At 71.0% G+C, this 24,156-nt stretch carries 25 protein-coding genes; 11 read left to right on the top strand and 14 right to left on the bottom strand.

The features are described 5' to 3' along the window. Positions 1-178: 178 nt before the first annotated feature. Positions 179-589, top strand: coding sequence for a hypothetical protein (locus tag CLV49_RS04340; protein ID WP_106562430.1), 411 nt, complete (start codon positions 179-181; stop codon positions 587-589). A gap of 33 nt (positions 590-622) precedes the next feature. On the opposite strand, the gene CLV49_RS04335 is transcribed toward CLV49_RS04340, so the two are convergent. Genes CLV49_RS04335 through CLV49_RS18275 form a run of 3 tightly spaced genes read right to left on the bottom strand, consistent with a single transcriptional unit; the run spans position 623 to position 3,773 of the window. After that, positions 623-1,345, bottom strand: a complete 723-nt coding sequence (locus tag CLV49_RS04335; protein WP_243696722.1) for a glycosyltransferase family 2 protein — start codon at positions 1,343-1,345, stop codon at positions 623-625. Further along, complete coding sequence (locus CLV49_RS04330; RefSeq protein ID WP_106562429.1) at positions 1,345-2,730, bottom strand: bifunctional PIG-L family deacetylase/class I SAM-dependent methyltransferase; 1,386 nt, start codon at positions 2,728-2,730, stop codon at positions 1,345-1,347. The genes CLV49_RS04335 and CLV49_RS04330 overlap by 1 nt, the downstream gene beginning before the upstream one ends. Next, a complete protein-coding gene (locus CLV49_RS18275; protein WP_158261902.1) occupies positions 2,730-3,773 on the bottom strand; it encodes an acyl-CoA dehydrogenase in 1,044 nt (347 codons plus the stop codon). Before CLV49_RS18275 ends, CLV49_RS04330 begins: the two co-directional genes overlap by 1 nt. Before the next feature lie 169 nt (positions 3,774-3,942). On the opposite strand from CLV49_RS18275, the gene CLV49_RS04320 reads away from it, so the two are divergent. Then, a complete protein-coding gene (locus CLV49_RS04320) occupies positions 3,943-4,422 on the top strand; it encodes an NUDIX domain-containing protein (protein WP_243696721.1) in 480 nt (159 codons plus the stop codon). Here the strand turns inward: CLV49_RS04320 and CLV49_RS04315 are convergent. After that, entirely contained in the window at positions 4,401-4,877 is a 477-nt protein-coding gene (locus CLV49_RS04315) for a hypothetical protein (RefSeq protein ID WP_127054460.1), read from the bottom strand. The two genes, CLV49_RS04320 and CLV49_RS04315, sit on opposite strands and share 22 nt — an antisense overlap. A gap of 325 nt (positions 4,878-5,202) precedes the next feature. Here CLV49_RS04315 and CLV49_RS04310 point away from each other — a divergent pair, with 325 nt between their 5' ends. From CLV49_RS04310 to CLV49_RS04290, 5 genes are all read left to right on the top strand, one after another. Beyond that, positions 5,203-6,357, top strand: coding sequence for an SLC13 family permease (locus CLV49_RS04310; protein ID WP_106564880.1), 1,155 nt, complete (start codon positions 5,203-5,205; stop codon positions 6,355-6,357). A gap of 119 nt (positions 6,358-6,476) precedes the next feature. Next, a complete protein-coding gene (locus CLV49_RS04305) occupies positions 6,477-6,728 on the top strand; it encodes a hypothetical protein (RefSeq protein WP_106562427.1) in 252 nt (83 codons plus the stop codon). 52 nt (positions 6,729-6,780) lie between these two features. Further along, positions 6,781-7,101 carry a hypothetical protein gene (locus tag CLV49_RS04300; RefSeq protein ID WP_106562426.1) on the top strand — a complete coding sequence of 107 codons (321 nt, stop codon included), beginning with the start codon at positions 6,781-6,783 and terminating at the stop codon, positions 7,099-7,101. Positions 7,102-7,145: 44 nt separating this feature from the next. Then, positions 7,146-7,511, top strand: coding sequence for a hypothetical protein (locus tag CLV49_RS04295; RefSeq protein WP_106562425.1), 366 nt, complete (start codon positions 7,146-7,148; stop codon positions 7,509-7,511). Positions 7,512-7,560: 49 nt separating this feature from the next. Next, entirely contained in the window at positions 7,561-8,304 is a 744-nt protein-coding gene (locus tag CLV49_RS04290; protein WP_106562424.1) for a DUF429 domain-containing protein, read from the top strand. 27 nt (positions 8,305-8,331) lie between these two features. On the opposite strand, the gene CLV49_RS04285 is transcribed toward CLV49_RS04290, so the two are convergent. The 8 genes from CLV49_RS04285 to CLV49_RS04250 form a co-directional block, all read right to left on the bottom strand. Next, positions 8,332-8,856: a hypothetical protein gene (locus tag CLV49_RS04285; RefSeq protein WP_127054458.1), complete on the bottom strand. Its 525-nt coding sequence runs from the start codon at positions 8,854-8,856 to the stop codon at positions 8,332-8,334. A gap of 39 nt (positions 8,857-8,895) precedes the next feature. Next, positions 8,896-9,696, bottom strand: a complete 801-nt coding sequence (locus CLV49_RS04280; RefSeq protein ID WP_106562422.1) for a polyprenol monophosphomannose synthase — start codon at positions 9,694-9,696, stop codon at positions 8,896-8,898. Between the two features lie 93 nt (positions 9,697-9,789). Next, positions 9,790-10,452: a class F sortase gene (locus CLV49_RS04275; protein WP_106562421.1), complete on the bottom strand. Its 663-nt coding sequence runs from the start codon at positions 10,450-10,452 to the stop codon at positions 9,790-9,792. Continuing rightward, positions 10,449-11,642: a family 8 glycosyl hydrolase gene (locus tag CLV49_RS04270; protein WP_106562420.1), complete on the bottom strand. Its 1,194-nt coding sequence runs from the start codon at positions 11,640-11,642 to the stop codon at positions 10,449-10,451. The genes CLV49_RS04275 and CLV49_RS04270 overlap by 4 nt, the downstream gene beginning before the upstream one ends. After that, on the bottom strand, positions 11,639-12,568 hold the full coding sequence (locus CLV49_RS04265; protein ID WP_158261901.1) for a DUF4397 domain-containing protein: 930 nt from the start codon (positions 12,566-12,568) through the stop codon (positions 11,639-11,641). Before CLV49_RS04265 ends, CLV49_RS04270 begins: the two co-directional genes overlap by 4 nt. Before the next feature lie 74 nt (positions 12,569-12,642). Next, complete coding sequence (locus CLV49_RS04260; RefSeq protein WP_106562418.1) at positions 12,643-14,700, bottom strand: glycosyltransferase family 39 protein; 2,058 nt, start codon at positions 14,698-14,700, stop codon at positions 12,643-12,645. After that, a complete protein-coding gene (locus CLV49_RS04255) occupies positions 14,697-16,250 on the bottom strand; it encodes a glycosyltransferase family 2 protein (RefSeq protein WP_106562417.1) in 1,554 nt (517 codons plus the stop codon). The genes CLV49_RS04260 and CLV49_RS04255 overlap by 4 nt, the downstream gene beginning before the upstream one ends. Further along, a complete protein-coding gene (locus tag CLV49_RS04250) occupies positions 16,247-16,861 on the bottom strand; it encodes a GtrA family protein (RefSeq protein WP_106562416.1) in 615 nt (204 codons plus the stop codon). The genes CLV49_RS04255 and CLV49_RS04250 overlap by 4 nt, the downstream gene beginning before the upstream one ends. Positions 16,862-17,182: 321 nt before the next feature. On the opposite strand from CLV49_RS04250, the gene CLV49_RS04245 reads away from it, so the two are divergent. Together CLV49_RS04245 and CLV49_RS04240 are read left to right on the top strand one after the other, a co-directional pair. Further along, positions 17,183-17,677, top strand: coding sequence for a hypothetical protein (locus tag CLV49_RS04245; protein WP_106562415.1), 495 nt, complete (start codon positions 17,183-17,185; stop codon positions 17,675-17,677). Between the two features lie 8 nt (positions 17,678-17,685). Then, on the top strand, positions 17,686-17,982 hold the full coding sequence (locus CLV49_RS04240) for a DUF1905 domain-containing protein (protein WP_106562414.1): 297 nt from the start codon (positions 17,686-17,688) through the stop codon (positions 17,980-17,982). A gap of 23 nt (positions 17,983-18,005) precedes the next feature. On the opposite strand, the gene CLV49_RS04235 is transcribed toward CLV49_RS04240, so the two are convergent. After that, the gene (locus CLV49_RS04235) at positions 18,006-18,785 is read right to left on the bottom strand and encodes an IclR family transcriptional regulator (RefSeq protein WP_243696720.1); all 780 of its coding nucleotides are present in this window, start codon (positions 18,783-18,785) and stop codon (positions 18,006-18,008) included. Between the two features lie 2 nt (positions 18,786-18,787). Then, on the bottom strand, positions 18,788-20,302 hold the full coding sequence (locus CLV49_RS04230; RefSeq protein WP_106562413.1) for an APC family permease: 1,515 nt from the start codon (positions 20,300-20,302) through the stop codon (positions 18,788-18,790). Between the two features lie 245 nt (positions 20,303-20,547). Here CLV49_RS04230 and CLV49_RS04225 point away from each other — a divergent pair, with 245 nt between their 5' ends. Together CLV49_RS04225 and CLV49_RS04220 are read left to right on the top strand one after the other, a co-directional pair. Beyond that, on the top strand, positions 20,548-22,029 hold the full coding sequence (locus CLV49_RS04225) for an APC family permease (protein ID WP_106564878.1): 1,482 nt from the start codon (positions 20,548-20,550) through the stop codon (positions 22,027-22,029). A gap of 76 nt (positions 22,030-22,105) precedes the next feature. After that, positions 22,106-24,151 carry a primary-amine oxidase gene (locus CLV49_RS04220; RefSeq protein WP_106562412.1) on the top strand — a complete coding sequence of 682 codons (2,046 nt, stop codon included), beginning with the start codon at positions 22,106-22,108 and terminating at the stop codon, positions 24,149-24,151. Positions 24,152-24,156 lie beyond the last annotated feature (5 nt).

Below are 24,156 nucleotides of genomic sequence, written 5' to 3'. Positions count from 1 at the left end.
CGGCAACGATATGCGCGTCACCCTGCGTGCGGGCGGAGTGTTGCGTGGGATGACGCCGAGACGTTCCACAGAAGTCGCGTCATGATCGGCGTTCGTCCGACTCTCCCTGGTGGCCTTTCGAAGCGCCCCACGATCGAACGTCGCGCCACCCGAAGGCGCCCGACCTTTCAGGAGAGACATGTCGACGACCACCCGCCCGGCCAAGAACCGTCCGGCACAGAACCGTCCGGCACAGAACCGTCCGGCACAGAAGAGCCCGGTCGCGAAGAGCCCGGTCGCGAAGAGCCCGGCCACCAAGAGCCTGGCGAAGAAGAGCCAGGCGAACAACCGACCCGCGACCGGTATCGCGACGAACCGCCCGGTGAAGAGCCGTCAGGCGGACAGTGCGGGTATCGGCACCGTCGCGCGTGACCAGGCAGCTGCGGACCGCCGCCTCGCGGCCCTCGCCGACGAGCTGGCGCGCCGCGACAGCGCCGCGAACGCCGAGCGGGAATCCCGTCGCCCCCTGATCTGGCTCCTGGCCATGACGCTCGGCGCTGTGGCTCTCGCGCAGCTCGCCGTCTACGTGATGGTCGCCCCGCCGGTCTGACACCTGCCGGTTCGTGCGGAGACGCAGCCCGGCTCAGGCGCGGGCGGGGCGGGCGCCGTAGGCGGACGCGAGGAACGCGGCATAACCGCCGGGGGTGCGCCCGATGCGTCGGCCCGAGGTGATGACGGGGGCGGCGAGGGTCGCCCGCACGTCCAGGTCCGCGAGGCGGGCCCGCGCCACGAGGTCGACGTCCTCGTGCTCGGCGAGGGCCGCGAAGCCCCCGATCCGGCGGTAGGCGTCGAGTCGGACGCCGAGGTTCGCGCCATGCACGTTGCCCGGGAGATGACCGGGAGGATGGGTCTCGAGCCAGCGCCGACGGCCGTCCTCATCGAGGTCGTCGAAGTCCGGACGCACCGTTCCGAGCAGCACGTCGACGCCGCTCGTCAGCGCGTCGAGGTGCACGGCGAGCCACGAGGGATCGACGCGCGAGTCGGCGTCCGTGGTCGCGAGCCAGCGGTGTGCGTCCGGGACCGACGTGGGTGAGGCGACCGCAGCCTCCGCTCCCGCACGCCGCGCCGCACCCACGTTCTGCTCCGCGATCTCGACCACCGTCGTGGCGAGTCCCGATGTCGCGACGACCTCCGCGGTGCCGTCCGTCGAGGCGTCGAGCACCACGACGACACCCACCTCCACGCCCGGCTCCGTGCCGAGCAGACGATCCCGGGCGAGGCGTAACGCCTCGAGGCACGCCCCGATGAGTTCGTGCTCGTCGTGCGCCGGCACGACGACGTCGATCCGTGTGGTGGGACGCCCCATCAGACGAGCCCGGCGTTGGCCGCGATCGACGGCTGCCCGTCGCGCACGAACACGTCCACGAGGATGTCGTCCTCCGCGTGATGTACCGAGCGGCGGCCGGGCCAGCGCGCGGCGATGCGCTCGTGCACGTCGGCGGCGTCGGTCACGGCGTCCTCGTCGGGGTGGCGCCAGTGGCACGCGACGAAGACGCCGTCGTCGCTCAAGGAGTCGAGCGCGCGGTCCACGGTGCGCTCCAGGTCGGCCGCGGAGAGGTAGTAGCCCACCTCGCTGAGCACGACGAGGTCGAACGCGCCGTCCGGCCATTCGTCGGGGACGGTGAGGCGCTCGAAGGTCGCCGTCGGGGCGTTCCAGCGCGCCTCCTGCAGGGGCGCCTCCGCGATGTCGACGCCCACCGTCGCGTCGCTGCGTTCCGCGAGTCGGGCGGTGAGCACGCCCGTGGCGCAGCCGAGTTCGAGCGTGCGGCGGAACCGCTCGCGGGGAAGCGCCGCGAGCAGGACGTCGCGCTTCCGCGCCTCGTACCAGGAGGTGAAGTCCCAGCCGCCCGGACGCCGCTCGTAGAACTCCTCGAACGAATCGCGACTGCGGGATTCGGTCGTGTCGTCGCTGGAGTGGTGCGCACGCTCGGGCGAGGGCGTGAGGAACAGCACCTCCGACGATCGGAGGAAGTGGCGCAGGTGGCGTTCGTCCACGATCGCCTCGTCACCGGCCGCGGGGGAGAGCGGCTCGGTCTGCGAGCGGTACGCGTCCATGGCGAGCTGTTTCGCGTACGACGCGTCGCCGTCGAGATCGACCCGCGCGGCGGACGACCAGGGGAGGGAATCGTCGGCGGGATCCGCCCAGTGCCACAGCCAGATCGGGTACTCGGCGAGATGCGCGCCGGTGCGCTCGGCGACCCGCGCGGCCGCCTCTCCGGCGACGCGGTGGTCGTGATGCCCGTCGCCCCGCCAGGGCGCGACGATGAGCGGACGCGCACCGGCGAACGAGACGGCGCGCGCGATCGCGTCCTCGATCTCCCGCTCGTGGGTCCCGGACCCGCCATCGGGCACACCGAGCGCGCGGTGCGCTGCGTCCGGATTCAGGACGCGGAGTGCCGCGCGGAACTCCGCGGCGCGCACGAGTGCGAGCTCCGACGTCGAGTGTGTCGGCGACTCCGGGTGCGAGTTCTCGCCGATGGTCACGAGCAGCACCTCGACGGGGATGCCACGAGCGTGGGCCAGCGCGATGAGGCCGCCGACGGCGAGACTCTCGTCGTCCGGATGCGGCGTCACCACCACCATGCGCGTCGCGTCGGCCCATCCGTCCCACGCCGGGACGTCGAGCTGCGCGAGGCGTGTGTCCCACTCGGCCGGATCCGTTCCGGGGTCGCGGTGGTCGAAGTCGATCATCAGAGTGCTCCGTCGAGGATCATGCGGCCGAGGCGGGCGAGGTCGCGCTCGCCGTGGTCCTGCTGCACGTACAGCTCGAGGTCGGCGACGCGCGCGAGGTAGGGGGCGTCGGCTGTGAGCGGGGCCGGCCCGAGCGTCGCGACGGTGCGGGACCGGATTGCGTCCACTCGTCCGCGCACGGTGGAGCGCACGCGCTGGGCGATCGCCGCGCCTCGTCGTCCCTCCACGAGTCCCGCTTCGACGGCGCGGGCCGCCTCGGCGACGGCGTTCTCCGCGGCAGCGATGTCGACGGCCGACGATCCGAGCGCCGCGAGCGCGAGCTCCGAGTCGGGCTTCCGCTGCGCGTGGGCCTGGAGGGCATCGACGAGTCCGATCGCTCCGCCCCACCAGCACGCCGCCACCCCGATGCCGCCCCACGCGAAGCCGGGGCGATCGACGTACCAGCCGGCGTCGCCGACCGGCTCCGCAGGCACGTTGGCGACGTCGACCGGGCCAGAGGGGACGAGCGGCATGCCGCGCGCGAGCCACAGGTGATCGTTCGCGGTCACGCCGGGGTGCCGGAGGTCGACGCGGAAGAGGCGCCGCTCTCCTGAGGGAGTGTGGGCGGTGAGGAGGGCGTGGGAGAGGGCGGACGCGAGGGAGCACCACGGCTTCCGCCCCGTGAGCGTCCACGATCCGTCCTCGGACGGCGTCGCAACGAGTCGGTCGCCAGGGGCCTCCGCCGCGAACACGCCGAAGCGGTCGCCGTCGTCGGCGATCGGCATACCCGCCTGGGCGAGGATGCCGAGGGCGTCGAGGTGGGGTTCGACCACGCGGGCCACGGTCACGTCGCCTGCCGCGATCGCGCCGAGCCCAACGAAGAACCGTCCGGCGTTGTCCTGCTCGAGCAACCCGATCGTGCGGTGTGCGAGCCCGGCGACGTTGAGCGCGCGCTCGACGGAACCCGCGGCGTCGGCGGCCGCCGATCGCAGGCTCTGCTGCTGGGCCTCGTCGAGCACATCGGTCGGCCACGCCGTCGACGTCATGACGGTGCTGGTCGTCACTGTGTCGGTCGTGCCTGTGCTGGTCGTCAGCGCCACGGCGATCCACCTCTCATCGGTCTCACCCCGCAACGGTACGGCGCGAAACGACCGCCACCGTGGGCTTGACGTCTGCGCGGATCACCGACAGCACGAACGGTGCACGTCGATAGGCGCTCCGTAGACTCCCTCCATGGCGATGTCCGACTACGTTGCATCGATCCGTTCCCGCATCGGGACCGACCTGCTCCTGCTCCCGGGCGTCACCGCGGTGATCCGGGACGGCGACCGATTCCTGCTCGCGCGGCACCGCCACTCGGGGCTCTGGAGCCTCATCGGCGGAGGAGTGGAGCCCGGCGAGGAGCCGGCAGAGGCCCTCCTGCGTGAGGTCCTCGAGGAGACGGGCGCGCACATCCGCATCCGAGGCATCGTCGGCGTCTACGGCGGCGAGCCCATGATGATGACCTATCCGAACGGCGACAACGTCGGCTACATCACGACCGCCTACGACTGCGAGCTGCTCAGCGAGGCGATCCCCGACATGGAGGAGCTCCTCGAGCTGGGCTGGTTCCACCGCGACGCGATCCCGACCCTGCCGCGCCGCGACTGGATCGACCGCGTCATCGCCGACGCGCCTCCTCCGGCCGATCGTCAGCCGGCCGCGGGCAGGTAGGGCTCGAGCCACCCCAGCGTGCCGTCCCGGACGGGTACCTGTACGGTCTCCGAATCGGAACCGACCGACACGGTGATGTCGGCGAGCGCGCCCGGCCTCGCGTCAGCGGTGTCGAACAGGGTCGGGTTCTCCTGAAACGCATACTGCTGGCCGGGCTCGAGGGCGACGACGACCTCGTCGTCCTCATCCGACAGCATCACCTCGACACTCGACTCGGACTCGTTGAGGAGCACGCCGATGAGGCGCGCGGGTTCGGACTCGCCACGTGTGACCACGAGCAGATTGCCCACCTCCACGGGCCCCGCCTCGGCGTTCGCTCCGAGGTTGATCGCTTCCTTCTCCTCAGGTGGTAGCTCCGACGTTCCGGCGCAGCCGGACAGGCCCGCCGCAACGATCACGAGAGAGACGATGCTCGCTCGACCTCGGGGGAAGGGGTGATCTGAGGGCCTGTTCATCGGCTGTTCTCCTGTTCAGGTCGGTGTGCGGCGGAGGCGGAGGCGGAGTCGTCGTCGGTCGAGGGTCGTCATCCGACAGGACTCGCGGTCTCCACCCGTTCGGGCACTCATATTCGCCGCGCCCGACGCGGGCACGCAAGGGCCGCCCGAGCAGACGAGCGTCATGCGACGATGATCATTTAGAGGGATGGGAGCGCTACGGGCCTGCGGGCGCCTCGGTCCGGCGGACGACCGCCACCTCGCCACTCGCCGTCGCTTCCGTCCCATTGGGAGTACGGTGATCGAGGTCTCGCGGGGCGCGGACCGGAACGTCGTCGGAGGTCGAATGCGCACGGGGCTCGTCGGGGCTGGGCTGCTGCTCGTCGGTGCGGTGCTCGCGCTCGTCACCGGCACGCCCGTGGACGACCTCCTGGCGCTCGGCGAGCGCATCTGGCCGGTGCTGCTGTTCGTCGTCGCGATCACGGTCGTGACCGAGCTGGCCGCGGAGGCCGAGGTGTTCCGTGTGGTCGCCGAGAAGCTCGCCCGGCTGGGCCGCGGGCGGACGGTCGTGCTGTGGGCGTTCATCGTCGTGTTCGCCACGGTGAGCACCGCCTTCCTCTCCCTCGACACCACGGCGGTGCTGCTCACTCCCGTGGTCGTGCTCCTCGCCCGGCACATCGGCGTCAACCCGATCCCGTTCGCGCTCACGACGGTGTGGCTCGCCAACACGGGTTCCCTCTTCCTCCCGGTGTCGAACCTCACGAACCTGCTCGCGGAGCACAAGCTCGACGGTGTCGGGGCGTTCGGGTTCGCGGCGCTCAGCATCGTGCCGGCGCTCGTGGCGGTCGCGGTCCCCGTCGTGGTCCTCGGGATCGTCTACCGGGAGGAACTCGCGCGCTCCTACGAGGTCGACGTCGGCGGTCCGGTCGCCGACCCGGTTCTGTTCCGGTGGTCGGCCGTCGTGCTCGTCCTGCTCGTGCCCGCGCTCGTCTCCGGGCTCGAGGTCTGGATCCCGGCTCTCGTGGCCGCCGTCGTGCTCTCGATCGTGTTCGTGGTGCGCCGCCGGGAGGTGCTGCGCTTCTCGCTCATCCCGTGGCAGCTCGTGGTCTTCGCCGCGGGGCTCTTCCTCACCGTGGACGCAGCGCGGGGCTTCGGGTTGACGGCCGTCGTCGAGGCTCTCGCCGGATCGGGTTCCGCCCCGGCGGACCTCCTCCGGGTCGCCGGGGTCGGTGCCGTGGGGGCGAACCTCCTCAACAACCTGCCCGCGTACCTCGCTCTCGAACCCGTCGGCACGTCGCCTGAGCGACTCGTCGCGCTGCTCATCGGCGTCAACGCCGGTCCGCTCGTGACGCCGTGGGCGTCGCTCGCCACGCTTCTGTGGCACGAGCGACTCCGAGGCCTGGGCGTGGAGATCTCGTGGTGGCGGTTCGCGGGGCTCGGCCTCATCGTCGCGCCGCTCACGGTGGGGGCGGCGACGCTCGCGTTCGCGCTCACGCGGTGACGATCCCGCTACCACCCGGAACCCGAAAATCAAATAGCTAGCTTGTCTAGCTATTTGTATGCCAAGATCGTGTATGGCATCGAAACGGATGCCGCGCCTCCACAGAGAAGGGCGACGTCATGAGCCTCACCGCACCGTCTGACCTCCCGGTCGCCGAGACTCCGATCGACGCCGCCGAGACCGTCCCGGTGGATTCCGCCGACACCCTGCACGACCCGCTCTCTCCGGCCGTCACCGCGCTCATCGCCGCCGCAGCCCTCGCGTTGTCCGTGGTGTGCGCGACGCTCCTCCTCACTTTCGCCTCCACCGGGCTCGAGCCGCTGACCGCGCCAGACGGTCCCGCCACGATCGGTGTGTTCTTCGGCCTCTGAGGCGGAGGCGCGCGCGATCCGCTGCGGCCGCGCCGGGCCGTAGGCTTGCGGCATGCCCTCCGAGAAGCGGTTCACGCGCGGTCCCGACGTCGAACACACCCGCACGGACGTGGTCGCGATCCTCTCAGCGATCGCCGGTGCTCTCGCGCTCGCGTGCTTCCTCATCCCGCCGCTCTGGGTCATCTACGTGGCGCTCGCGCTCGCGGTCGCCGGTTTCCTCCTCGGCCTGCGCTCGCGCAAGCGGCTGCAGGCCGACCCCACCCTCGGCGGCGCCGGCCTCTCGGCCTTCGGGTTCCTGGCCTCGATCATCGTGCTCATCGTGCGCCTGCCCGTGCTCGTCGTCGACATCGCGGCGCTCGCCGGCCTCAGCTGAACCCGGGCACCCGATCGGGGCGCGAGTCCCGTAGCATTTCCGGCATGGCCTCCGATCGCTCAGACGACATCGATCACCTCGACTTCGAAACGCCGAGCGACATCGAACGGCGCTTCGCCGCCGCCCAGCAGGCACCGCGCCAGACCCCCCGCCCGTCGCCGCACCCGGAGCTCGCCGACGCGGACGTCGACGACGACGGCTCCACCCGCCTGCCCGGCCATCACATCCGACGAGCCGTCGTGATCCTCGTGGCGCTCCTCCTGCTCGTCGCGCTGTTCCTCTCGAGCGGCGTCCTCGGACTGTTCCGTCCGGCCCAGGAGCCTGTGGACGACGGCGACCGGGGAGTGAACGCCTCGAGCCCGGAGTCGGCCGCACCCGTGTCGTCCGCGTTCGTGCCGGCCGGCCGCTGAGGTCGTTGCGTCTCGCTGAGCGGGGAGCGACGATGCTGACCGCACTCCGATGCTGACCGTCGGCGTCGACCTCGCCGCTGAGCCGCGAGGAACCGCCCTCGCGGTGGTGCGCTGGGCGGACGGCGCGGCCGTCGTCGAAGACCTCGTCGTCGGGGTGACCGACGGACCCATCGTCGACGCCGCCCGGCATGCGGACAAGACGGGGATCGACTGCGCGCTCGGCTGGCCCGACGCGTTCGTCTCCTTCGTCGCCGGTCACGCCGCGGGAGAGGACGCCGGACCGGAGGCCGACGGCGGGATGGACTGGCGCCGCACGCTCGCCTATCGGGAGGCGGATCGTCGCGTCCGGGAGCTCACGGGCCGCTGGCCGCTCAGTGTGTCGACGGACAGGCTCGGCCTCACGGCGATGCGCTGCGCCGGCCTCGTCGCTCGTCTGCGCGATGTCGGCGTGGACGTGGACCGGAGCGGCTCCGGCGGGATCGCCGAGGTGTACCCGGGCGGCTCGATGCGACTCTGGGGCATCCGAGTCGACGGCTACCGCACGGACGCCGACCGGCGGGCCGAGGCCGTCGAGGCGCTAACGACCGCCGCACCGTGGCTCGACCTCGGCGGATGTCTCCCGCTCCTCCGCGGATCGACCGATGCGTTCGACGCCCTCGTCGCGGCGCTCGCGACCCGGGCAGCGGCTACCGGTCGGGCAGACTCTCCGCCGCCGCACCTCGCGGAGACCGCCGCGCGCGAGGGCTGGGTGGCCCTCCCCACGACTCCGCTCGCCGAGCTCCCCTTCCCGTGATGCTCGTCGCGGACGAGGACCCTTCCCTCAGCGAAGATCCGACGAGGGGGCGAGCCGCGGTTCGCGTCTCACACCGGCCCCAAGGGCGAGCACGAAGGCGGCTACCGTCGCGAGGCCGCTGACGACGAGCAGCGGCGTGGCCCACGGCGACGCGTCCGCTCCGCTGATCGCGAATGTGTCGGCCAGGGACATGCCCATCGAGAAGGACGTGAGCCAATACGCGGGTGCCCCGAACGCGAGGATCGTCGCGACGCCGGCCGCGATGAGCACCGGACGAGGGGCGGGCATCCAGAGCGCCACGACGAGGAGGGCCATCGCGAGCGAGACGCCGACGGAGGACAAACCGATCACCCAGACGTGAGCGCCGGGCCACCACTCTCCGGCCGCCTGCATGGTCGCGTAGACCTCGTCGAGCGTCAGCCCGGACGGTGCCGCGGCGAGGGGATTCCACACGAGGATCTGCAGCACCATGACGAGCGCGTACGCGGCGACGAGCACGACACCGACGGCCGCGACCCCCACCGCTTGCCGACGCTCCCGAGACATCCCCACGCCCACACCATAGCTCCCGCGAGGGCGACGGGCGACGCGTCAGGTGCCGAGGGGGCTCGCGCGGCGGACGATGTGGGAGTGCTCGCGAACGGAGGGCAAGCGCCGGCGGTGCAGCACGAACTCGCGGGCCGCGAGCGCGCGGCGCTTGATCCCCCATTCCGTGACCTTGAGGAGCGACTCGGTCACGATGTCGCCGCCCATCTTCGAGACGCCGTTCACGCGCTCGGTGAAGGTGATGGGCGCCTCGATCACGTCGAGCCCCGCCTGGAGCGCGCGCCACACGAGGTCGAGCTGGAAGCAGTAGCCGTGCGACTCGACGCCGTCGAGGTCGAGGCCCGCGAGCGCCGTCGACCGGTATACGCGGAAGCCGCCGGTGGCGTCCTTCACGTCGATGCCGAGAGCGAGACGTGCGTAGAGGTTGCCCCCTCGGCTCAGGATCTTGCGGCGGAGCGGCCAGTTCTCTACGCGCCCTCCCGGCACCCAGCGCGAGCCGAGGACGAGGTCGTTCGACGCGGCGAGCTCGAGCATCTCGGGCAGCGCCTCGGGGTGGTGGGAGCCGTCGGCGTCCATCTCCACGAGGAACTCGTATCCCCGCTCGATGCCCCACGCGAAGCCGGCGAGGTACGCGCGGCCGAGACCTTCCTTGCCGGCGCGGTGCAGAACGTGCACGTGGCCGTCGCGGGCCGCGAGGGCGTCGGCGAGGTCGCCCGTGCCGTCGGGGGAGGCATCGTCGACGACGAGCACGTGGGAGTCCGGGGTGGCCGCGCGCACGCGAGCGACGATCCAGTCGAGGTTCTCGGCCTCGTTGAAGGTGGGGATGATCACGAGTGTTCCGGGCATGTCGTCCTCCTGCTTTCGGGTAAGTGTTCGGGATGCTGCTGTGGGTCGGATCGGCCCCGACTGTGTGTCGACAGTGGGAATTGCTCGGAGTGCTCAGCCGCCGTCGGTGACGAGCGTCGCGAAGACCACGAGGTTGTCGACGTAGTGGCCGGTCGAGGCGTCGTAGTCGCCGCCGCACGTGATGACGCGCAGCTGCGGGGTGGGGGTGGACTTGTAGACCTCGGAGGTCGGGAAGTCGGCCTTCGACGCGCTGAGCGATCCGTCGACGCGGTACGTGTCGACGGTGCCGTCGGAGAGCGTCACCTGGATCTCGTCACCCTCCGTGAGGGAAGCGAGGTCGAGGAACACGGCCGGTCCGTAGGGGGAGTCGACGTGGCCCGCTATGACCGCGGGACCCACATCGCCGGGAACGACGCCCTTCGAGTACCAGCCGGCCTTCTCCCACGCCACGGGCGGCTGGATGCGTCCGTCGCTCTCGAGGCCGAGGGTCTCGAGGTCGGTGTCGACGCCGATCGACGGGATCGCGACGCGCGTGGGGGTGAGGCCGCGTGCGGCGTTCGACTCGGTCGTGCCGAGGTCGGGGTCCTGGAACCCGCCGGCCGCGCCGACGCCGGGGGACGTCGTCGCGGGCGGCGCATCGGCGGGTTCGGCGCTCTGCGAGCCGGTTCCGCACGCGCTCAGCAGGAGCGTCGCGGCGATCGCGGCGGCTGCCGCGACGAGACCGAGCGGGGAGCGCCCGCGCCGCACGCCGATCACGACCCGTCTCCGTCGTCAGTGCCGTCGTCGGCACTGTCGTCACCCATGGGAGCGCAGCCTCCGTAGACGTCCGACTCGAGCATCGCCCGGCCGAGTACCGACCACGCCGCCCCGTAGTACGTGGGGGACTGGGCGGCGAGGCTCGTCGCGGCGTACAGGTCGGAACCGGCTCCGGCGTAGTCCTCCATGGAGGCGCGCGCGGCGGCCCGAGCGACGTAGCCGAGCGGGTGCTGCGCCTGGCCGAGCGCCGCACCGCCGAGGTCGAGCTCGGCGGCGAGCGGATCGGTGAGGCCGAGCGTCTGCGCGAGATCACCCGCGAGCGCGCGGTCGGCGGGGTCGCACGACTCCGCGTACCTGAGCGGGAGACGTGCCGCGTCGTAGCCGTAGCGGACGGACTTGCCCGTCCCGGCGGCGCCCGGCATGGGCTCGACGCGACCGTCGCCGTGCACCTGCGCCCAATCGGGCGGCAGGGGGCTCTGCTCGAGCAGCGTCGTCGTCACGGCGGCGCTGCCCGCGGAGACCTCGTCCCACCGGGGGTCGCCCGTCGCGTCGGCGAGCACCGCGAAGGCGGCGGGCGACGCGTACGACGGGTTGTACTGGTAGGGGTCGGCGGCCGCGGCCCAGAGCCCGGGCACGAGGATGCGTCCCACCTCGGTCTCCACGGTCATCGTGTCCGCGACGGTCGTCGCGAGCTCGACGCCCGCGGCCGTGTAGTCCGCGTCTCCCCAGGTCTCGCCGGCGACGACGAGGGCGCGAGCGGCGTCCACGTCGGCGTCGGACGCCGGCTCGTCGTCGACGATCGCACCGTCGGCCCACTGCCAGGCGAGGAGCCCGTCGGGACGCTGGAGGTTGTCCTGCGTCCACGACCAGATCTTCGAGAAGGCCTGCTCGTCGTCGGCCGCGAGCGCGATGAGGAGGCCGTAGGCCTGCCCCTCCGAGACGGTGTCGCCGCCCTGGTCGTGGCGCACGACCCGCCCGTCCTCCACCCATTCGGCGAGGAAGGCGTCGGCGGAGTCCGCGAGGGTCTCCTCCGGGTCGGGCGTCTCGGTGGCGGAGGGAAGCGGGGTGGACTCGCTCGCCGCCGGACCGCCAGGCGACGGGGGCGCGAGCAGCACGACCGCGGCGACCGCCACGATGGCCGTGGCGAACACCGCTCCGATCGCGATGATGATCCGGCTGCGCGAGGTCATCGGGACTCGGTTCCCTCCGTCACGTGCACGGCCGCGGCGTTGCGCCGACGGACCACGAGGGTCACGGCGACTCCGAGCGCGAGGGCAGCGGCGATCCCGCCGGCGATGCCGGCGGCGTCCGTGTCGTCACCGTGGGTCGCCGCCCATCCGCCACCCGTGTCGACGCCGTCCTGCGGGGTCGTTCCGGGGGCCGCTGCATCGACGACGGCCTTGACGGTGGTGCCGCCGTCGGCCGTGTCGAGCACGAGGAGGGTGTTCACGGTCCCGCCGCCGAGCTGGACGTCGGCGGTGCCCGTGGCGTCGCCGCTCAGCTCGAGCGTCCACGGTCCGGCGGGCACGGTGGCGTAGCCGGTGGCCGCGCCCTGCTCGGCGCCCTCGGCGATGGCGATGCCGGTCGACGTCGAGATGTCGACGCTCTCGGCGACCGTCGACGCCTGGATCACGCGGATGCGCGAGTCGCCGTCCGCGGGGTTCTCGAGGTCGTCCTCGTACACGGCGGTCTTGAGGTCGTCGTTGGTGCCGTAGGCGGCGACCGTGATGGGCTCGCCCTCCTCGACCGTGACGGACTGGGAGATCACGGGGTCGCTGTCGGCCGCGGCGCCCGACGGCACCATCGAGACGACGTACGTCCCGGGGTCGAGGGCGAGGTAGTCGGAGATCTGACCGTACGTGATGTCCTCGAGCTCGTAGAGGACGTCACCGCCGGAGAGCGCCGTGAGGCGCACGTCGACGGACTTCGTGTCGGGGGAGAGGTGCGTGATGCGGGCCCAGCCGTCGGTGGGGGCCGCGGCGTTCGCGGCGACGGCTCCTCCCAGGCTGAGGGCGCCGGCCATGAGGCCGCCGAGCGCCGTGGTCGCGGCGATCCTGCCCAGTCGGGAGGATCGTGAGGATCGGGTGGTGCGGGTGGTGGTGGATCGGTCGGCCATGATGGCTGTTCCTTTCATCCGGGTGAGCGGGTTCGTGGTCGTGGGGGTGGCTGTTCGGGTCGAGCGGTCGAGGGTCATCCGGTGACTCCGGAGATCAGTCCGGCCGGCTCGTCGATCGAGAAGGTGGCGAGGACGCCGCCGTCGACCGTGGACACGGAGCGGGCGGCCGTCACACCGGAGAGGTTCGAGAGCCACCGGGTCGCCTCGTCGGCGCCCGCGGTCGTGGTCGTCGGCTCGCCGTCGACGGAGGAGACGAGCACCTGACGCCGCACGGCGTCTCCCTCGCCCTCGCTGATCGGGAAGTCGGCGACGGTGACCTCGGAGGTCACGGCGTGCTCGGCGAGCGCGAGGATGATCCGGGAGTCGACCATGCCGGCCTCGAGGAGCGAGCGGCTCTCGCCCGTGAGGGTGACGTTCGGGTTCTGCGCGAGCGCGGACCCCGCGGCGGCCCGGGCGTCGATCGACGCCTGCGCGTCGGCCTCCGCCTGCTCGAGACCGTTCGGGTCGACCTTGCGCACGTCGACCTGCGTCGATCCCTCACCGAAGCTCGCGACGACGACCGAGTTGGCGATCGTCTCGCTCACCTGCGGGAACGCGGTGGGGAATGTGCGCATCGAGTCCGTCGTGATGACGTAGTCGACGTCCTGCCAGCCGTTCGGGAGCGTCTCGGCGACGGCCGGGTCGGTGTCGACCTTGTAGTACCAGATCACGTCCTCGCGGTCGAAGCCGGCACGGACGAGGTCGACCCACATGGCGTCGTCGACGACGAGCGTCGAGTCGCGCTGCACGTTCGTCTCCACCCACTGCTCGGCCTGCCGCATGGGCTGGTCGAGGTCGGCGAGGAGGAAGCCGCGCAACTGCGTCGTCCACAGGGGCACGATGGCGACGACCGCCGCCGTGGCGATAGCGATCCAGGCGGTGCGTCCGATCCGGCCGCCGCGTCCCGAGCGCTTCCAGGTGCGGATCGCGCGATCCGTGACACCCGCCACGAGGAGCGCGGCGAACGGGATGAGCATGATGATGTACGGCACGGGGAGGTAGCCGCCCGGTCGGAACATGAACGCCGTGAGCGCGAGCACGAGGATCGCGAACGGGCGCAGCTTCCGCACGAAGAGGGCGGCGACGGCTGCCGCGACTCCGGCGATGATGAACGCGGGGTCGAGCTGCCACCACATGCCGAGGGTGCGGTTGATGAGGCTCTCGGGGTCGAAGACCGATCCGCTCGACTCGCGGCTCGAGAGCTGGAAGGCGATGCCGTCGAAGAGGCTCACGCGGTTGGATCCGGGTGCGACCTCTCCCTTCACGAGGGCGAGCGCCAGGTAGGAGCCGCCCACGAGGACGAGCACGCTCGACGCGACCGTGAGGGTGTACCGGCGGGTCGCCTTCGAGGCGGTGCGCCACATGAGGAACGCGAGCAGGGGGAGGGCCAGGAGGTAGGTCTCCTTGCTCAGGACCGCGATCCCGAACGCGAGGGCGCTGCCGGCGAACGCCGCCAGCTGGTTGCGCCGCGACATCGCGAGGAGGATCGCGGCGAGCAGCCACACCGTCGCGATGTTGTCGAGGTACACCGAGCGGTGGAACTGCACGGCGAGCGGGGAGAGCGCGAAGATGAGCGACGCGACCGTCGCGGCGGGCCGGGAGAACGAGAGCCGGCGGGCCAGGAACCACACCAGCACCACGGCGACGAGGGTGAAGAACACCATCGCCTCGCGGGCGGCGAGCACGGCCACGTCGTACCGGTCGAAGGCCCCGGTGAGGCCCGTGTACGCGGCGATCTGGATCCAGCCGACGGGCGGGTGGTCGTACCAGTAGGTGTAGTGGGTGAGCTCGCCGAAGGCGCCGATCGACCACGCCTGGGCCGTGTAGGTGCCCTCGTCGTCGATGCGCTGCGGGGATCCGCCCATGTTGATCAGCTGGATCACGGCGGAGACGAGCACGGTCGGGAGGAGCCAGGCGAGGGTCCTCGCGTGGTGGCGCAGGAATCCGCCGGCTGACGCGATCGGGTTCCAGCCCCGGCCCGATCCGCCGTCGCCTGCGGAGTCGTCCACGGGCCCGGGCAGTCGGGAGGAGGGGGAGCCGGCGGCCGGCCGGGGGTTCCGGTCGGTGCCGGGGCGGTCGAGGGTGCTGGTCATCGGTCGTTCTCCGTCGAGTCGGTGCCGGGGGCGGCGGTCGTGGTGGAACGGGAGGGGGCTGCGGCACCGACGAGTTCGGTGCGCTCTGCGCGGGTGGGCGCGTCGGCGGCGTCACGGTGGGCGCCGGTGTGCTCGGTCTTCTCCCACGAGTTGTCGCCCTTGAGCTGGCGGAACACGGCGCGAACCGCGGCGCCCGCGAGGAACACCTGGTACGGGAAGGTGCCGAGCACGAGCTTCACGTAGTCGATGAAGCGCGGCTTGCGGCCGTAGAGGCGGCCGAACTCGGCGAGCCCGGCGATCTCCGCCGCCACCGTGATGACGGTGGGGACGAGAGGCAGGAAGGTGAAGAGCGCAATCGGCGTCGGCACCTTGGTGACGAGTACGAGCACGATCGAGATCGGCACGAGGATCCCGGTGATCGCCTGCAGGAACGGCATCGAGAGGAGGTACCGGGCGAAGCCGCGCTGACGACGCGTGGGGAGCTTCTTCCATTCGCCCTTGCCGAGCACCTGGAGGAAGCCCTGGTTCCAGCGCGTGCGCTGCTTGTAGAGGCTCGTGAAGGTTCCGGGCGTCTCCTCGCGCGTCACGACGTCGGGGGAGTAGGCCACGACGACCTTCGCGCCGGCGCTCGAGAGCCGAACGCCGAGCTCGCAGTCCTCGGCGAGGCAGTTCGCGTCCCAGCCGTCGGACCAGTCGAGCCATTCGCGCTTCACGAACACGGTGTTGCCGCCGAGCGGGATGAAGCGGGACTTCGCGTGGAAGTGCAGGCGGGAGCGGAACCAGAAGTAGTACTCGAGCACGTTGCGCAGCGACCACCAGCTGGACTGGAAGTTCATGAGCTGCACGCCGCCCTGCACCACGTCGGCGCCGGTCTCCTTGAAGCGCGTGTCCACGAGGGAGAGGAGGCGCGGGTGCACCTCGTCCTCCGCGTCGAACACGCCGACGACGTCACCGGTGGAGACGGTGAGGGCCAGGTTGAGAGCCTTCGGCTTGTTCTTCGGCACGCTGTCGTCCACGATCACGCGGATGAGCTCCGGGTGACGGGCGGCGGCCTCGCGGGCCACGAGCTCGGTGCCCGGGTCGTCGTGACCGACGATCGCGATGATCTCGAAGTTCGGGTGCGTCTGGGTGGCGAGACGGTCGAGCGTCTGGCCGAGCACCTCCTCCTCGTGTCGCGCGGGGACGAGGAGCGTGAAGCGGTGCACGGGGCGCGACGGCTTCGCGGGGAAGCGCGTGGCCGAGAGGCTCGACGCGTCGCGCCAGGCGTGCAGCATCCACCAGAGCGTCGTCACGGCGATGGCCGTGAGGCCGATCGCGACGAGGATGAGGGCGGAGTAGCCGAACCACTGGCCGATGCTCCAGTCGGGCAGGCTCAGGCCGAAGCTCGCGGCTCCCGACGTGTCGGTGGCCGGGGCCGGGGCGGGCACGGCCGGCTCGGCCGGGGCTGAGGGAGTGAGCAGCGGCGCCGGCTCGTCGTCGGTCGCGGTGCGGAGGCCGGCGGTGGGGAGGAGGGTGTTGACGAGCGCGGTCAGGGTGAGGGGCGGGGTCATCGGATTCCTCGGGTTTCGGATGTGAAGGGTGCAGGGAGGGTGAGGGACTGCGACCGGGTCGGGGTCGCGGTCTCGAACGGGGTGACGCCGCGCCGGTGAGGACCACCCGTTCGGGGGGTCGTTCGGGGTTCGGCGGTTTCCGGATGGGTCGGGTCGGGCTCCGAGGTGCCGTCGTCTCCCGTGCGCGCGGGCCGGAAGACGACGAAGCGGTAGCCGAGATAACGGAAGGCGGTTCCGAGCACGAGGCCGATCCCGTTCCCCGAGATGTTGTCGGCGAGCTGCGAGGTGAACCCGAGCACGTAGTGGGAGATGAAGAGGCACGCGGCGGCGATGAGCAGTCCGCCGACGTTCATGACGGCGAACAGGGCGGCCTCGCGGACGACGTTGCCGTTCCGCGTGGCACGGAACGTCAGCAGCCGATTGCCGATCCAGGCCACGACGGTCGCGACGGCGACCGACGCGACCTTCGACCAGATCGGGGACCCCTCGAGCACCGTGGCGCGCAAGAGGTTGTAGACGCCGATGTCGACGATGAACGCGATCGCACCGACCCCGCCGAACGTGGCGAGAGAGGCGATCGTGGCCTTCCAGCGCGTCAGGACGCGCGCCATCGCCGCGATCCCCGACCGGGTGAGGGTCGAGGGCGCAGGGACGCTGCCTGTTTGAGGAGTACTCGAATTCGCCGACATGTGGGTGTGTCCGTACCCCCCGAACGGGCCGGTTTGGTATAAACCCTCACTTTCAGGAAACGTTCACCTCCCCGAAACACCGAAAGGGCTACTCCCGAGCGAGGGCGCCACCTACACCTAGCGCCCTCGGTAGCGAACTGCAGCCCTCGCGTGATGAGGCCCCCACGGGGGAGTGGCCGGTCTCGTGCGGTCGCCATAGGGTGGGCGCAGACGATCGAGCACCGCCGAGCCCGGGAAAAAGCCATGACGACGATCTCCTCCGACCTCACAGCCGCCGACGAGGACGACCCGCGGCGGACGCAGGCGCGCGTAGCGGGCCGCGCGATCCTCCTCCTCCCCGTGGAGGCCGTCGCCGTCGGTGCGCTCGGCGGTCTCGTGACCCTCCTCCCGCTTCTCGTCCCGCCGCTCGCTGCCGGTCTGCCGCCGGCCATCCAGGTGCCGTCCACGGTCTCCGCCGCCTTCGCCGCCGCGATCGTCGGCATCGGCTACAGCCTGCTGGCGGGGATCGGTTCCGTCCTCGGAGCGCTGGCCGGTCGGGCGCTCATCCGACGACGCCCGGTCGGGGGAGCGGCCGCGGGCGCGGGGCTCGGAGCTCTCGCAGGTGCCGCGCTCGTGGTCTCGGGCGCTGTCGACGGTCCGAGCCCGCTGCTCTGGGCGCTCGCGGTGATCGCCGCAGCTCTTGCCGCCGGCTTCGTCGTCGCCGCCTCGCGCGCCATCCACGCGCGCAACCCGTTCTGAGCGACGCCATGACCGCACGACTCGCGTTCACGGGCGCCGTCTTCCACTGGCGAGGTCCCTCGCCGTTCCACTTCGTCCGTGTGCCGCCGGACGAGGCCGAGCTGATCGCGTCTCTCGCGCCCGTCGTGTCGTACGGCTGGGGCATGATCCCCGTCGCCGCGCGCATCGGGGGCACGGAGTGGAGGACGTCGCTCTGGCCGAAGGACGGCAGCTACCTCCTGCCCGTCCGGGATGCCGTCCGCCGGGCGGAGGGAATCGCTCTCGACCACGTCGTCGAGGTCGTCATGGACATCGTCGGCTCCTGAGCCGTAGGGTCGCGGGCCCGGCCTCAGACGAGGAGCCGGCCGAGCTCCTCTGCTCCGTTCTCGAGCATCTCGAGGACGTCGCCGGGCTGCTCGATGCGGGAACGGGGCGCGGCGAAGCACACACTCGCGACAAGACGGCCGCCTTCGTCCCGGATGGGTACGGCGAGACAACCGAAGCCGGGTACGAGCTCGTCGACCTGCCGCGCGAATCCCGCTCTACGGGTGTCCTCGACGATGGCGGCGACCGACCGCGTCGAGCGGGTCGGCGTCTCGGAGACGTCCCGCTCGGCGAGCAGCAGCCGCCCCATCGCCGACGCGTCCCACTCCCTCACGATGCGGCTCTCGTCCGAGAGGGGGAAGTCCTCGTCCACATCCACGACGGCGATCCGGTCCGTGTCGTACCGAGCGAGGTGCACGCCGCCGCGAATGCCCGACCGCAACCGCGTCATGACCTCGCGCGCCGCCCGGGGCGGCGGAGACGGCGCCACGAGGTGGGCGAGCTGGAGGACCTTCCGACCGAGTGTGAAGCCCGTGAGGTCGGGCATACGCACGAGGTACTCCTCCTGCACGAGCAGGTTGATGAGCCTGTACGTCGTGGCGCGCGGCATCCTCAGCGCGTCGGACAGCTCGCGCGCCGTGACCCCTGCGCCGCGAGCCGCGACCTCTTCGAGCACGGCGAGGGCGCTGTGGATCGCCTTCGGTTGACGCGCGCGGAGGTCGTCGACGAACGGACGGGACGGGCGGTCGTTCCCGGGATCGTCACCGCGTTCCGTCGCGTCGGGTGCACGCCCCGCGTCGCTCACCGTCACCCTCCGCCGGACCGTTCCGTCCCTCCGGATCGGAGGGCTCCACCGAGCACGTCGCTCGCGATGGGCTCGTCGTGCACGCCGATGCGGTGTCGCAGTCCCGGCACGCTCCGGTGCCGCAAAAGCGCCCAGGCGAGGCCGGCGACCATGACGGCGAGGAACACCCACACGCCGAGCGAGCGTTCGCTCCGGGACTCCTCGCCGAGGAACACGACGAGGACGCCGAGGAGGAGCGCGACCGTCACGATGGAGCGCACGACCGGCGGCCACGTCAGCTCGCCGATGCGCCGCAGGAACACGGGGGCTGCCGCGCAGACGAGGACGTATGCGGTGATGTATCCGCCGGCCGCCACGACGATGAGCACCTGCATCGTGTCCCAGACGCCCGCGCCGGCGAGGGCGGCGACGACGGGGATCGAGGCGACGAGCGGCGTCGACGCCACGACGGCGACGAACGGCGTCCGGAAGCGCGAGTGGGTGTTCCCGAGTACCGCCGGCGCGAGCCCCTCCCGCCCCATGGAGAAGAGCACGCGCACGAGGGCCGTCATCGACGCGATCGCGCACGCGACGAACGACGCGGTGATGCTCGCATCGAGCAGCACCCCCACCCATTCGACCCCGAACGCGGAGGCGAGCTGGTCGACCGGCATGACGCTCTCGGACATCGTCTCGCCGATGACTTCGAAGCCGAGAACGAAGCTCGTGCTCGACAGGACGTAGACGGCGCCGGAGACGATGACCGTCCAGACGATCGCGCGGGGAATGCTGCGGAACGGAGTGCGCGCCTCGACACCGAGGGCTGCGGCGCTCTCGAAGCCCACGAAAGCCGTGAGGCCGAGGACCACGCCGACGGCGAGAGACGAGGGCGAGACCGCGGCGGGCGACAGCGCGCTCCAGTCGGCGCGCGGAGCGATCGCCTGCAGGAGCACGACGACGAGAGTGAGGATGATCGCGACGGAGACGGCCTCCACGACGAGTGCCACACGCGTCGAGACGCGGATGCCGCGAGCCAGCACGAGGGCGACCCCCGCCGCGATCGTGGCGATCGTCACCCCGAGGACGAGGGGAGACGTGTCCACTCCGGGGACGACGCGCGCGAGCAGGGCGGCCGCATAGGTTCCGGCGCCGCCGAGCGCGAACATCGAGACGAAGCCGTAACCGGTGAGCAGGGCGATCCCGGTGACGAACGACGCCCGCGTACCGAGGCCCTTCGCGACGAACGTGTACAGCGACCCGGTCGCCGCGACGCGACGCGTGAACTCGTTCACCCCCTGCGCCACGAGGAGGGCGACGACCGCCGCGAGGGCGAGCGACCAGACCTGGGCGGCCCCGGCGACCACGCTCAGGAGGAGGGGGACCGTCGTCGCCGCGGCCGATGGAGCGGTGGCGGATACCGACTGACCGAGAACGTCGGCGAAGCCGATGCTGCGGCGGGCCAGCCCGTGCATCGGCGATCGCGCGCCGATGCCGTCGACGGGTCGTGGGTCGCTGATCGCGCGTTCGAGTGCAGTCATGGCAGTTCTTTCCTGGGTCGCCGCTCACGATACGAGTGCGTCGTTGCGTCTGGACGACGGCCGTGTTTCGTGCGGGTCAACCCTGAATGAGACACCCGCCCGTCGCTGTCTCATTCACGCCCGACGAGTCGTTACGCCCGGGAGACACCGCCGCAACGCGGCCGCACCACAGTGGAGGCCAGCACCGCCAGCTCATGTTCCGCCCCCGATCATCCGACCCGACAACAGGAGACCCCGTGACCGTCATGAAGGACCCGGCGCAGACCGCCGGAACGATACAGAAGGACCGCGCGCTGAAGGGCTCCCTCGGCGTGACCGCGATCGTGTTCATGGTCGTCGCCGCGGCGTCTCCGCTCACCGTCATCGGCGGAGCGGCACCTCTCGGCATCCTCCTCGGCAACGGTGCGGGGTTCCCCAGCCTCTACGCGATCTCCGCCGTGATCCTCCTTCTCTTCTCGGTGGGACTCGCGGCGATGACGAAGGTCGTGCCGAAGCCCGGGGCGTTCTTCACCTTCGTCGGATACGGGCTCGGCCGGAAGTCGGGGCTCGCGGCGGCGTACCTCGCGCTCCTCACGTACACGACCATCCAGGTGAGCGTGCACGGCTATGTCGGCTATATCCTCCAGGTCACGGTCAGCGGCCTCGGCGGTCCGGACATCCCCTGGTACGTCTACTCATTGGCCGTCATCGCCCTCGTCGGTCTGCTCGGATACCGCCACATCGACCTGTCGTCCAAGGTGCTCGGTGTCCTCCTCGTCGGCGAGATCGGCATCGTCCTCGCGCTCGTCGCGGCCGTCGTGTTCGGTGGGAACGCTCCGGAGGGGCTGTCGCTCGCTCCCTTCACGATGGAGAACCTCACCTCGGGCAGCCCGGGTGTCGGGCTCATGTTCGCGATCGCCGCCTTCATCGGCTTCGAGGCCACGGCGATCTTCCGCGACGAGGCCAAGGACCCCGACCGAACGATCCCGCGGGCCACGTATGCCGCCGTGATCGGGATCGGCGTGTTCTACACCCTCGCCTCGTGGGGCCTCGTGATGGCCGTCGGCCCTGAGGGCATCCTCGACGTGCCGCTCGACGAGGCCGGCTCCCTCATCATCGTGACGACCGCGCAGTACCTCGGCGTCGTCGGCGAGGTCATCATCAACGTGCTCCTCATCACGAGCATGTTCGCGTGCGTCCTCTCCTTCCACAACGTGCTCACGCGGTACCAGCACTCGATGGCGAACGCCGGCGTGCTGCCGGCACGCCTCGGGGACGTGCACTCGACGCACCTCTCCCCGCACGCGTCGTCCCTCGTCCAGACCTTCACGGCGGCCGTCCTCATCGCCGTCTTCGCCGTGCTCGGGCTCGACCCCGTGCTGCAGGTCTTCACGTGGTTCGCGGGAGTCGCGACACTCGCGATCGCCGTGCTCATGGCCGCGACGAGCGTGGCCGTGATCGCCTACTTCCGCCGCAACCGCTCGGCGGACGCACGGCTCTGGAACACGGTGATCGCACCGGTGCTCGGGTTCGTGGGACTCGTCGTCTCGTCCGGCGTCATCGTGGCGTACTTCCCGATCATGGTCGGCGACGTCGACGCGACGGGGACCCCGACCTTCGGGGCCGTGAGCGTGTCCCTCCTGGCGCTCATCGTGGTCTTCCCCCTCATCGGATGGGTGCAGGGCGTGATCCTCCAGCGCCGTTCTCCCACCACCTACGCGGAACTCACCGAAGCGATCTCCTCCTGAGCCGGTGCATCAACCGCCCCAGTTCTCGAACCGAACCCATTCCTGAAACGCCCGACCTGAAACCGAAGGACGCACCATGACCATCGCCGACCTCCACACGACAGACGAGAGCACGGGAGCAGCGGGTGGGTCCCACCCGCTCAGCAACCTCACGGCCGCCGAGTTCGAGACGATCCGCTCGATCGTGGCGGGCTCCGCCGAGTTCACCGAGACCGTTCGGTTCGCGTACGTCGGGCTCGACGAGCCCCACAAGCGCGAGGTGCTCGCGTGGCAGGACGGCGACGGTCCGCTGCCCGAGCGCCGTGCTCGCGTGCTCCTCCTCGACATGGCGACGGGTCGGTCCACCGACAATGTCGTGTCCCTCACGGCCGGCACGTTCTCGACGACGCAGGTTCTCGACGGCTCCCGCGGACAGCTCCCCATCCTCGACGCGGAGTTCGAAGAGATCTGGACCATCGTCGCCGAGGACCCGCGCTGGGTCGAGGCGCTCGCGAAGCGCGGGCTCACCGTCGACCAGGTCATGTGTGTACCGCTCTCTGCCGGTTCGTACGACTTCCCCGAGGAGAAGGGGCTCCGCATCCTCCGTGTCCTCGCGTTCAAGCAGGACTACCCGGAGGACCACCCGTGGGCGCACCCCGTCGACGGTCTGAGCGCCTACGTCGACGCGGCCAACCGTCGCATCACGCGTCTCATCGACGACCAGGTGATGCCCATCCCCTCGACGAGCGGCAACTTCGACGACCCTGCCCTCCAGGGCGCACCGCTCGACACCCTCAAGCCGATCGTCATCACGCAGCCGGAGGGGGCGAGCTTCGACGTCGACGGCGACATGATCACGTGGGCGAACTGGCGCTTCCAGGTGGGCTTCGACGTGCGCGAGGGCCTCGTGCTCCGCCAGTTGAGTTTCGACGACCAGGGCGTCGAGCGGCCCGTGATCTACCGGGCGTCGATCGACGAGATGCTCGTGCCCTACGGCGACCCGAGCCCTGTCCGGTTCTGGCAGAACTACTTCGATACAGGCGAGTACCTCTTCGGCCGCTACACGAACTCGCTCGAGCTCGGGTGCGACTGCGTCGGAGAGATCCGGTATTTCGACGTGACGGTCGCCGACGAGCTCGGCGCCCCCCGCGTCATCCCGAACGGCATCTGCATGCACGAGGAGGACTTCGGGACCCTCTGGAAGCACAGCGACCTCTTCACCGGGTCGAATGAGGTCCGGCGCAGCCGGCGCCTCGTCATCTCCTTCTTCACCACGGTGGGCAACTACGACTACGGCTTCTACTGGTACCTCTACCTCGACGGCACGATCGAGTGTGAGGCGAAGCTCACGGGTGTGCTCTTCACGTCCTCGTACCCCGGCGACGCCGAGGACGGCTCCGCCTACCCCTTCGCCTCCGAGGTAGCCCCGGGGCTCGGAGCGCCGTACCACCAGCACCTCTTCTCCGCCCGGCTCGACATGATGGTCGACGGCGTCGCGAACGCGGTCGACGAGATCGACGCCGTCCGGCTGCCCGTGAGCGAGACCAACCCGAACGGCAACGCCTTCACGAAGCGCGTCACGCGGATCCGCGGCGAGGCCGAGTCGGGGCGCACCGCCGATGCGTCGGTCGCCCGGAGCTGGCTCGTCTCGAGCGCCGACAAGACGAACGCGATGGGGCGACCCACCGGTTACGTCCTGTACCCGCAGGACGCACCGACGCTCATGGCCGACGCCTCATCGTCGATCGCCAAGCGGGCCGAGTTCGCCACGAAGCACCTCTTCGTCACCCGGTACGACCCGGCGGAGCGGTACGCGGCCGGCGACTTCGTGCACCAGAACCCCGGAGGGGACGGACTCAGCCGGTTCATCGCCGACGACGCCCCGGTCGACGGCGAGGACATCGTCGTGTGGCACACGTTCGGCCCGACCCACTTCCCGCGGCCGGAGGACTGGCCCGTCATGCCGGTGGACTACGCGAAGTTCACCCTCAAGCCGTACGGATTCTTCGATCGGAACCCGGCGCTCAACGTGCCGGCCCCGGCGGACGCGCACTGCTCGATGTCGCCGGGCGCCGGAGTGCACGGCGAGCACGCTGGCCATGGTGCCGAGGGGCACCACGGCCACGCGCACCACGAGCACTGACCGGC

Origin of the sequence: Labedella gwakjiensis, assembly GCF_003014675.1 — a bacterium.
GTDB classification, from domain to species: Bacteria; Actinomycetota; Actinomycetes; order Actinomycetales; family Microbacteriaceae; genus Labedella; species Labedella gwakjiensis.
This window is presented reverse-complemented; position numbering and strand designations above follow the sequence as displayed.